Raw genomic sequence first — 9,018 nt, forward strand, 5'->3', positions numbered from 1 at the left:
TGATGTAAAACTAATAAGCGTAAATATGCCCAGACCAAAAAGAAGAAGAATGATGGCGACTCCGCCTGTGGTCGAAGGGTTCAGACCTTTCGGTGTGCCGATTACGGATGTAGAGCCGATTGAACTTCTCTTTGAAGAATATGAATCAATTAAGCTGACAGATTACGAAGGCTTAACACAAGAGCAGGCAGCCGAGAGAATGAATGTTTCTCGCCCTACTTTTACGCGCATATACGAGAAAGCTCGTAAAACTATTGCTCAGGCATTCGTGGAAGGGAAAGCGATTATTATAAAGGGAGGTGATTTTCATTCGGACGATCACTGGTATCGTTGTGAAGATTGCAGTCAGGTAATTGTTTCCAAAGAAGAAACAGATACCTGCAATCATTGTCATTCAAAAAAACTTCATAGTTTAACCCGTTGTTGCAAAGATATGGATTGTGAGGGCGGTATATGTATTTGCGTTCAATGCGATACAGAAATCCCGCACGAGAAAGGGAAGCCATGTAAAGAGCATCAATGTCCGAAATGCGGTTCAAAAATGATGCGTAAAGGGTGTTATCACCATCAGCTATACCTGAAAAGTCAGGGGAAGAAATGAGGGTGGTTATTCTCATAGACAATACACCTAATCCTCATACGGATTTACAAACAGAACATGGATTAAGTATCTATTTTGAGGTCGATAATCGCAAATGGTTAATGGATGTTGGTGCCTCCGGTAAGTTTGAAGACAATGCCGCGAGATTAGGTATAAGCATTGCAGATATTGATTGTTTGGTGTTATCTCATGCCCACCGAGATCATACAGGCGGATTGGCAAATTTCATCAAACAGAACAGTAAAGCAAAAATATTTATCTCATCTCACATTGCAGGAAATTATTATTATTCCACACGCAGAGGGTCGAAACGAGATATTTCACCGGATTATTCCATTGTAGAAAATAATCCCGAACGGTTTGTCTTGGTCGATACAGATATACGACTATCTGAGAGTGTAATGTTGCACTGTAATATTCCTGTATTATTCGGCACGCCGAAAGCGAACCGGACATTGCTTGTAAACGATTTGCCGGACGATTTCCTGCATGAAATGGCATTATGTATCGATACGCCTCAAGGAGACATAGTTCTTTCGGCATGTACGCATTTGGGCATACTGAACACGCTTTCGGCTTGCCAATGTCAGGATTTGTACGCATATATCGGAGGAACACACTTGATTGACTCCGATGCAGAAAATAAATATGAAACAGACGAGCAGCTTACTGAAATAGCATATAAAATCAAGTCATTATATCCACAAATGAAACTTATTACCGGTCATTGCACAGGAATAAATGCTCAAAAAATCTTATCGGAAACACTCGGCGAGAAATTTATCTCTTTTTACAGCGGATTTATAATAGAAATATAAAAAAGGCACTTCATTCTGTAGTGCCCTTTGGGAATATTTTTCGATAGTTTAAAAATCGCAAAAATAGTTATCAATTATTTCGTGGTTGTTTCCCTGCGATCGCAGATACCATTGTTATTCGCATCGACGAAATTGGCTGCGCGTCCTCCGTTACCACGACCACTGCCATTACGTAATCCTTGCCCTGCGTTTCCACCACGTCCTCTACCTTGTCCTATGGCTTGATTCCCACCGCCTCTTCGTCCACTTCCGTTGCGTAATCCCTGTCCTCTACCGCTTCCGTCTTGCAGACCTTTCCCATTACCTACCTTGCAAGTTCCATTCTCATAACTATAGCACACCCCGTTATTGTTGGCATCAACAAAACAAGTCCGGCGTGTTTGTGTAGTTTGCGTTTGACTTTTTGTTTGAGTATTCTGTGCCGAAGCAATACCAATTGTTGCAATTAATGCAAATAATGATAAAATCAGTTTCTTTTTCATGACTAAAATTTATTAATGTTTATACTGGTTTAAAAATTTCTGTTTCTGCGACCATGACCTCGCCCGTTATTACCTCCATGCCCTCCTTGCAATGGAGTTTCTCTGAAAAGAGGCACAAATACAGTTTTTAGTTTATTCTTTTGTTCAGGATTGCATACCGAATTTAATTCCAGATAAAAATTTACTGTTGCATCCTTTAATTCTGCATGTAACACACCTATCTCTTTAGATATTTCCTTCAATCTTACCGTATCCGGTTGTTCCGCCTGAAGTTCAATAAAAAGCTCTTCTTTAGATCGGTTTATTGAACCGATGATTTGATTTGCATTTTGCCGAAATGCTCGGCTACTTTGTCTGAACACCTCCATTTGATGATTGTCAAAACCCAATGTCTGTTTGAAATACATACCATTTAGGGGTTGAGTGTCAGGCTCAAAAACAATATTTTCATCCTCCGTTTTTACTTGCCTGTTATTGTATATAATCGTAGCTATTGTAGCTATATTCAGCACGGCAAGAAAAGTAATTACGATCCAAAGTATTTTAGTTTTATTCGTTATCATCTGCCGTATATATTGATAGTTGTTCTATATAATTGTCGTTTACAATAAGTCCTGCATAATTGGGCGAAGGATTCTTGTATGTACTGCCGATTTTAATACCAGTAAAAGCGATAATTGCAATGCCCGCAACAACAGCAACACTCGGCCATAATCTTGCCCTTTTCGGCATTGGAATTTGTTCCCTTTCAAGATTTTCGATACGGGCTAAAATTCTGCTCTCCAGAAATGGCGATGGTGTTATCGCTTTTTCGTCTTCAATGTATTTGTCGATCTTTTCCATTTTCATATTTCTATTTTTTAGACAAATCTTATTTACGGTTTCTTATGGCTGATGAGAGTTTTTTGTTGAGATTCGCTTTTGCCCTCAATAATAGCTGTTCTACCGCGCGTTGAGAAATCTGCATGATTTCGGCAACTTCTTTTTGTGGAAGCTCATCATATCTTGTCAAAACAAACGCAATACGTTGCTTTTCGGGAAGTGAATCTATCACTTTTCGTATTTCTGCTTTTTCCTCCGCCTCTTCAAGTTCCTGCTGCGGATTTTTACGTTCATCGGCTTTGCCGAATAAGTTTTTCAATAATTCATCACCAAACTGTAAAAAGCTCCTGCGTTTCTTTTGAGCAATAAAATTGAGAGAAGTATTAACCGTGATGCGGTATAGCCACGTCGATATTTCCGATTCTCCGCGAAATTTATCTTGGTTTTGATAAATCTTAATAAAAACCTCCTGTGTAATATCTTCGGCATCTTCACGGATATGGACAAATCCAACAGCTATACGGAAAACCATAGGATGGTATTTCTCCACCACTTCGGTAATATTGATTCTGTTTTCCGTCTTTTTTTCCATATAGAAGTTAGATCACAATTTTGATGAAAATCTTATTGCTTGGTTGCAAAAATAATCATTATATTGAACAAATGTTCACATACAAGAGGGTTAATCAACAAAAAAAGCCCCCCGATTCGATAGGGAGGCTTGCGATATAATATTGTTATCCAATTATATAAACAGGTTTACATTGGCATCATCGGCGCGTTCCATGTAAGTTGCTACGCCGCCTATGGTTGCATGATCGAGCAGCTCTTCACGTTTTACGCCCATCACATCCATTGACATCTGGCAGGCGATAAATTCCACGCCGTTGGCAATCGCCTGATCACGAAGTGACTCCAGTGAGTCAATGCCGTGACGCTTCATAATCGAGCGCATCATGCGGCTGCCTATTCCCATCATGTGCATCTTCGAGAGCTTCAGTTTCAGCGAACTCGACGGCAGCATCATGCCGAACATTTTTCCGAAAATATCTTTTTCAACTTTGGGTTTCTTCACTTTTTTGATGACGTTCAACCCCCAGAAGGTAAAGAAGATCGTTACTTTTTGCCCAGTCGCGACGGCGCCGTTGGCAAGTACAAAAGTAGCCAATGCTTTATCAAGGTCATCGCTGAACATTATCAATGTTTTGCCTTTTCCATCGCACGAAGTGATAGTTTTGCAGGCTTTAGACGAGCCTTTTTCGATCACGACCGTGAATTTGCCCTTCTCTTCCGTATTGGATATGAGTTGATTCCCCGTAGTATTGCACCATGCCTGAGCATCACGGGCAAAACCGACATCGGTGGCAACCATTTCGATACGTTCTCCTTCGCCAATAGAGTCGATAGCTTGTTTAATCTTCATCACAGGGCCGGGACAAGCCAATCCGCAGGCATCTATTTTAACTGTTTTAATCTCCATTTTCGCAATTTGCTGGTCGATATTATCTGTTTTACAAGCCGGTGCTACGACCGTAGGCTCGGTGCGTTTAACCGGAGCCACCGCCGTAGAGTAGGTCTTGTAACCGCCCGATAGATTTTTTACATTCGTATAGCCGTTCGCCACGAGAATTTTCGTAGTAAGGTATCCGCGCAATCCGATCGCACAATAGATAAGTATCGGTTTATCGGTCGGGATTTTACTGAGTCTGCCACGCAACTCATCCACCGGAATATTCACAGCTCCAGGGATCATTCCCATAGCACATTCATCTTTTGTGCGGACATCAAGAATCACAACTTCATCACGGTTAGCGTTTTGCATCTCTCGCCATGTCATAGCAGGCATTACGCCACTGATTATGTTACTTGCAACATATCCCGCAATTGCAATCGGATCTTTTGCCGATGAGAATGGCGGTGCATAGGCGTGTTCTACTTTAATAAGATCGTAAATTGTTCCGCCATTTTTGATAAGCAGTGCGATTTGGTCAATACGTTTATCCACACCGTCATAACCGACACATTGTCCGCCCAGAAGTTTCCCAGTCTGCAGGTCGAACGTAATCTTCAAGCTTAATGGCAACGCATCGGGATAATATCCTGCGTGCGAACCCGAATGTGTCCACGAACTGCGGTAAGGAATTTCCATTTGTTTGAGGCGTTTGGCAGCAAGTCCTGTCGCAGCAACGGTCATATCGAAAACCTTAGCGATGCAAGTACCAATCGCACCTTCATATTTCGTGATGTTACCTGAAACCATATTGTCGGCAACAATACGCCCCTGACGGTTGGCAGGATTTGCCAGATAGTTAAGCCACGGTTTGCCTGTCAACGGATGCGGAAATTCAACGGCATCGCCCACAGCATATATATCCTTTGCAGAGGTTTCGAAATATTCATCCACCCATATTCCGCCTGTTTCGCCTATTTTAAGTCCGGCGGCTTTCGCAAGTGTTGTTTCAGGACGCACGCCTATTGATAGGATTACAATATCGGCAGGGATTGTTTCACCGCTTTTGAAATGAACATCTAATCGGTTCCCATTTTTTGAAAATCGCTCTACGCTCTGTTCAAGATACAGTGCAACTCCTTTTTGCAGTAAGTGTTGATGAACTTGCGCAGCCATCGAAAAATCAATGGGAGCCATCACCTGATTGCCCATCTCGACAATAGAGACAGCAGCTCCGGCATGTTGGAGATTTTCGGCCATTTCCAGTCCGATGAAACCCGCCCCGACTACGACTGCTTGCTTTACCTCGTGTGTCGTAATGTAATTCTTGATTTTATCCGTGTCATTGACATCGCGCAGCGTAAAAATACCATCCAAGTCAATTCCTCCCAATGGCGGACAAACGGGATTCGCTCCGGGCGACAATAAAAGTTTGTCGTAATTTTCAGAGTATTCCGTACCGTCAGCTTTGCGAATTTTAACAGATTTTGCAGTTGAGTCAATTCCAATAACCTCGTTTTCAATACGAACATCAACATTGAATCGACCACCAAACGATTGGGGTGTTTGCAGGAACAATTTTTCGCGTTCTGCAATAGTTCCGCCAATGTAATACGGCAATCCGCAGTTTGCATATGATATATATTTGCCTTTTTCGAGAAGAATGATCTCTGCCGATTCATCAGCTCGACGGATACGTGCTGCGGCAGTAGCTCAGCCTGCTACTCCGCCAATGATGATGTGTTTCATTAATTTAATCAGTTTTGAACATATGTTGATAATTGTGATGGCAAATATAATTATTTATTACCTTTTTATAGAGGTGTAAACAAAAAAGCTACAAATATTCGTAGCTTTTTGATATTTACCATAAGTTTATTTACTCATTCGTCCGATTGCGCAACTTACATAAGACTTTGCTCCGGATTTAGCGACAGCATTGTAGTTGTCATTTTTAAATTTCTCTAATCTTATCTATAATTCTCAAGACATCATCAGAATCACATTTGATAAATTTCAAACACTCTATACCTTTTTCGGTAAGAGTAAAGTACATTTTGCGTTTATCATCCTTACCGATCTTGCGCTTGATGAAACCCTTCTTTTCTACCGAGGCAATTACTTTTGAAGAGTTCGATGATGAAAGCCCGAGAATTTCCGCTATTTCTCCCGAAGAACATTTCTCAAATTTAGAAATAGTACACAATAACATACCTTCATTAAGCCCTATGCTGTATTTTGACTGGAAATGAATTTCAAAATCGTTGATAGAACGAAATATATCTCTAATTCTACATAATGCTTCCATAATTCGATTAGTTTTTCTTTACTGCGCCCATAGGACAATACTTAGTGCATTTACCGCATTCGATACATTTTTCCGGGTCGATTCTTGGCAATCCGTAGCCATCCTGAGTAATTGCATCTACCGGACATACTCTCAACATAGGGCATTTATGGTTCTGAGGACATCTGTTTTTATCTACTGTTAAAGCCATTTTTCGTTTATTTATTGAGTAAGACTTTGTCTATCGCCTCCTTGAATGAAGCCTTAGGCATGGCTCCTTGTGCCATTTGCGGAGCACCATCCATCGGAACGAACAGAATAGAAGGAATCGAACGAATGCCAAATGCTGCTGCCAACTCTTGTTCTGCTTCAGTATCTATTTTATAGATATATATTTGATCGCCATATTCAGCGGCAAGTTCTTCTAAAACAGGTGCAATAGTCTTGCATGGGCCGCACCATGACGCATAGAAGTCAATTATTGCCGGCTTGTCACCCAAATACTTCCACTCCTGCGGATTTGCTTCATAGTTAGCTACTTTTGTTAAAAAATCTACTTTCGTTAATTGAATCGTTTTCATATTATTTTCTTGTTTTTGATTAATGCTGTTTGTCTGTTTCGGTTGTCTGCCACAAGAGATCACTCCTGCCATAAGCAGTAAAAGTATTCCTATCTTTTTCATCCTTTATATTGCTCTATCTGATCTTTATATACCTGTGTTTTCGTTTTCTTTGGTTCGGTTGAGCACCCGCCCGCTCCGCAGCACGAGACATTGAATATACTTTGTAAAAGAAACATTCCCGCCAACATCAAAAACAAGTACTCTTTTGACACTACGGCATATATTCCAAAGCCTACGCCTGCCAGCAGGCGAATGATACGCACGGCATCCCAATTATTTAGATATTTTCTCATTTTTCTCTTTTTTAAATGAACTGAATACTAAACCGCCCATCATTGCGCCCCACAACGCACTCATTGTCGGAGAGGATGTAATCGGGCAGCTACCGCTGCTGCATCCAACAAATCTCCAATACAAAAATCCGCCTATTATTCCGACCACAACCCCAAGCAAGGTGAGCCAGTTTCGCTTGATTAAAACAATGATTTTATCCATATTAAACTCTATTTTCTCTATTTTGTGAATTTATAACGCACAAAGATATGTATTATTTTCCAATGGAAGAAATATCCAATAGAAAATAACATTCAGAAAACAGAAAACAGTGCTGAATAATAAATATTTCGGCACTGTTTCTGTATTGATAATCTGCTTATTAATCTCCTAATTTAATTATGCGATTGTCAATTTCTCCATCTCCGCTTTTCTGCGGTTTGTTTGCCTTATAAGAATTGAAATTGAATGTTAGCCCCAGCCATACCATACGAGTTTGGTTTTTACTGTAGTTATCCAACTTATAAACCGCATTGTCCGATTCTATATTCCATTTGCGAGTATTAAAAACATCGGTCATTGTCAGACTGACTGAAAGTTTATTGTCAAGAAACGAGCGTCTTACGGAAATGTCGGCGTAGTATATTTCCCCTAAACGAAATTGTGGTAGTGATAACGGAGAATTGTAATTCAGGAAAATCTGTACTTCCGTTCTCTTTTCGGGCTTTATTGTAGTTTTCAAACTACCAGTCCATGCAAAGTCGTCTGTACTTAAATCAATCTCGTTGTATTGTCCTGTCGAGCGTGTATGAAACACAGAGAATGCAGGATTTACAGATATATATTTATTGAATTTGTATGTAATGTCCAAATCTGCGCCAATTTTATTCTGACGGCTACCGTTGACGTATGTCAGCATCAACTTGTCAGCATCCGATAGCATGGAAACCTGTGTTATATAATCTTTTGATATACTTGCAAACAAATTTGTACGAAGTTGGAAGCTGTTTTTAATCAGTGAATAATTCAGCTCCACCTTGTCTTGTATTTCGGGAACAAGGTGCTTGTTTCCTGTTTCATAAGTTGTTTGATCGACTACACTGATAAATGGATTGATCTGTGGGTATGTCGGACGTGTTATGCGGCGATTTATGCTCAATGCGATATTTTGAGAATCATCTAACGTATATTTGAGTTGAGCGAACGGAAAAGGGAACCAGTATTCATGGTATATGCGTTCATTTGATGATGCCTGAGTAAGTTCCGATGTGTTATACTCCAACCTTGCACCAATTTTATACTCCAGCTTCTTTGACAGTTTGTCCGAATACATAAGATAGGAAGAGTATATATACTCCTGATATTTCAGATCGTTACTAAATGCGGGGTCTAATATCCATTCATCCGTTCCCGTATTCAGATCATAGAATTTATAATCAAAATTATTGTATTTAGAGAGCCCTTTCAGTCCAAACTCAATTTTCCCTGTTTTTGATACCGATTTCAGATAGTCGGCCTGTACTGCCATATTGGTAGGATCGCCACCTCCGGTAGATTTCTGCAATAAAATATCTTCGATATAATATTAGGCAGGGCGGCGTCCGCGATTTCTGGAGTAAGATGCATCGAAAGAGAGCTCGTGTTTGCCTTTTTCAAAGATAT

At 40.4% G+C, this 9,018-nt stretch carries 13 protein-coding genes; 2 read left to right on the forward strand and 11 right to left on the reverse strand.

What is annotated here, in order from left to right:
* Positions 1-25 precede the first annotated feature (25 nt).
* Entirely contained in the window at positions 26-601 is a 576-nt protein-coding gene (locus HMPREF1212_RS25905) for a DUF134 domain-containing protein (protein ID WP_082099994.1), read from the forward strand.
* Positions 556-1,419: an MBL fold metallo-hydrolase gene (locus HMPREF1212_RS25910; protein ID WP_198293311.1), complete on the forward strand. Its 864-nt coding sequence runs from the start codon at positions 556-558 to the stop codon at positions 1,417-1,419. Before HMPREF1212_RS25905 ends, HMPREF1212_RS25910 begins: the two co-directional genes overlap by 46 nt.
* A gap of 74 nt (positions 1,420-1,493) precedes the next feature.
* Here HMPREF1212_RS25910 and HMPREF1212_RS25915 read toward each other — a convergent pair whose 3' ends face one another.
* The 11 genes from HMPREF1212_RS25915 to HMPREF1212_RS25960 all read right to left on the reverse strand — a co-directional run bounded on the left by HMPREF1212_RS25915 (position 1,494) and on the right by HMPREF1212_RS25960 (position 8,920).
* Positions 1,494-1,901: a DUF6520 family protein gene (locus HMPREF1212_RS25915; protein ID WP_046151714.1), complete on the reverse strand. Its 408-nt coding sequence runs from the start codon at positions 1,899-1,901 to the stop codon at positions 1,494-1,496.
* Positions 1,902-1,930: 29 nt separating this feature from the next.
* Positions 1,931-2,464, reverse strand: a complete 534-nt coding sequence (locus tag HMPREF1212_RS25920) for a periplasmic heavy metal sensor (RefSeq protein WP_046151636.1) — start codon at positions 2,462-2,464, stop codon at positions 1,931-1,933.
* Positions 2,451-2,750 carry a hypothetical protein gene (locus HMPREF1212_RS25925; RefSeq protein ID WP_046151635.1) on the reverse strand — a complete coding sequence of 100 codons (300 nt, stop codon included), beginning with the start codon at positions 2,748-2,750 and terminating at the stop codon, positions 2,451-2,453. The genes HMPREF1212_RS25920 and HMPREF1212_RS25925 overlap by 14 nt, the downstream gene beginning before the upstream one ends.
* A 22-nt stretch (positions 2,751-2,772) precedes the next feature.
* Positions 2,773-3,315, reverse strand: a complete 543-nt coding sequence (locus tag HMPREF1212_RS25930; RefSeq protein WP_046151634.1) for an RNA polymerase sigma factor — start codon at positions 3,313-3,315, stop codon at positions 2,773-2,775.
* Between the two features lie 153 nt (positions 3,316-3,468).
* Positions 3,469-5,868: a DsrE/DsrF/DrsH-like family protein gene (locus tag HMPREF1212_RS25935; protein ID WP_232430226.1), complete on the reverse strand. Its 2,400-nt coding sequence runs from the start codon at positions 5,866-5,868 to the stop codon at positions 3,469-3,471.
* Between the two features lie 259 nt (positions 5,869-6,127).
* Positions 6,128-6,481, reverse strand: coding sequence for a MarR family winged helix-turn-helix transcriptional regulator (locus HMPREF1212_RS25940; RefSeq protein WP_046151633.1), 354 nt, complete (start codon positions 6,479-6,481; stop codon positions 6,128-6,130).
* A gap of 7 nt (positions 6,482-6,488) precedes the next feature.
* Positions 6,489-6,671: a DUF362 domain-containing protein gene (locus tag HMPREF1212_RS26840; protein ID WP_082099993.1), complete on the reverse strand. Its 183-nt coding sequence runs from the start codon at positions 6,669-6,671 to the stop codon at positions 6,489-6,491.
* A gap of 7 nt (positions 6,672-6,678) precedes the next feature.
* Positions 6,679-7,113, reverse strand: a complete 435-nt coding sequence (trxA, locus tag HMPREF1212_RS25945) for a thioredoxin (RefSeq protein WP_369800865.1) — start codon at positions 7,111-7,113, stop codon at positions 6,679-6,681.
* A 26-nt stretch (positions 7,114-7,139) separates the two neighbouring features.
* Positions 7,140-7,376 carry a hypothetical protein gene (locus HMPREF1212_RS25950; RefSeq protein ID WP_046151631.1) on the reverse strand — a complete coding sequence of 79 codons (237 nt, stop codon included), beginning with the start codon at positions 7,374-7,376 and terminating at the stop codon, positions 7,140-7,142.
* Positions 7,357-7,578 (reverse strand): DUF6132 family protein, encoded by a 222-nt coding sequence (locus tag HMPREF1212_RS25955; protein ID WP_046151630.1) that lies wholly within the window; start codon positions 7,576-7,578, stop codon positions 7,357-7,359. The genes HMPREF1212_RS25950 and HMPREF1212_RS25955 overlap by 20 nt, the downstream gene beginning before the upstream one ends.
* Before the next feature lie 160 nt (positions 7,579-7,738).
* Positions 7,739-8,920: an outer membrane beta-barrel family protein gene (locus tag HMPREF1212_RS25960; protein WP_046151715.1), complete on the reverse strand. Its 1,182-nt coding sequence runs from the start codon at positions 8,918-8,920 to the stop codon at positions 7,739-7,741.
* Positions 8,921-9,018 lie beyond the last annotated feature (98 nt).

Source organism: Parabacteroides sp. HGS0025 (assembly GCF_000969845.1).
GTDB classification, from domain to species: Bacteria; Bacteroidota; Bacteroidia; order Bacteroidales; family Tannerellaceae; genus Parabacteroides; species Parabacteroides gordonii.

What these genes read in the sequence shown, in the direction of transcription:
- HMPREF1212_RS25920 (WP_046151636.1), bottom strand. Translation starts at nt 2,464, where the DNA reads ATGATAACGAATAAAACTAAAATACTTTGGATCGTAATTACTTTTCTT.
- HMPREF1212_RS26840 (WP_082099993.1), bottom strand. Translation starts at nt 6,671, where the DNA reads ATGGCTTTAACAGTAGATAAAAACAGATGTCCTCAGAACCATAAATGC.
- HMPREF1212_RS25915 (WP_046151714.1), bottom strand. Translation starts at nt 1,901, where the DNA reads ATGAAAAAGAAACTGATTTTATCATTATTTGCATTAATTGCAACAATT.
- HMPREF1212_RS25905 (WP_082099994.1), top strand. Translation starts at nt 26, where the DNA reads ATGCCCAGACCAAAAAGAAGAAGAATGATGGCGACTCCGCCTGTGGTC.
- HMPREF1212_RS25955 (WP_046151630.1), bottom strand. Translation starts at nt 7,578, where the DNA reads ATGGATAAAATCATTGTTTTAATCAAGCGAAACTGGCTCACCTTGCTT.
- trxA (WP_369800865.1), bottom strand. Translation starts at nt 7,113, where the DNA reads ATGGCAGGAGTGATCTCTTGTGGCAGACAACCGAAACAGACAAACAGC.
- HMPREF1212_RS25950 (WP_046151631.1), bottom strand. Translation starts at nt 7,376, where the DNA reads ATGAGAAAATATCTAAATAATTGGGATGCCGTGCGTATCATTCGCCTG.
- HMPREF1212_RS25925 (WP_046151635.1), bottom strand. Translation starts at nt 2,750, where the DNA reads ATGAAAATGGAAAAGATCGACAAATACATTGAAGACGAAAAAGCGATA.
- HMPREF1212_RS25930 (WP_046151634.1), bottom strand. Translation starts at nt 3,315, where the DNA reads ATGGAAAAAAAGACGGAAAACAGAATCAATATTACCGAAGTGGTGGAG.
- HMPREF1212_RS25940 (WP_046151633.1), bottom strand. Translation starts at nt 6,481, where the DNA reads ATGGAAGCATTATGTAGAATTAGAGATATATTTCGTTCTATCAACGAT.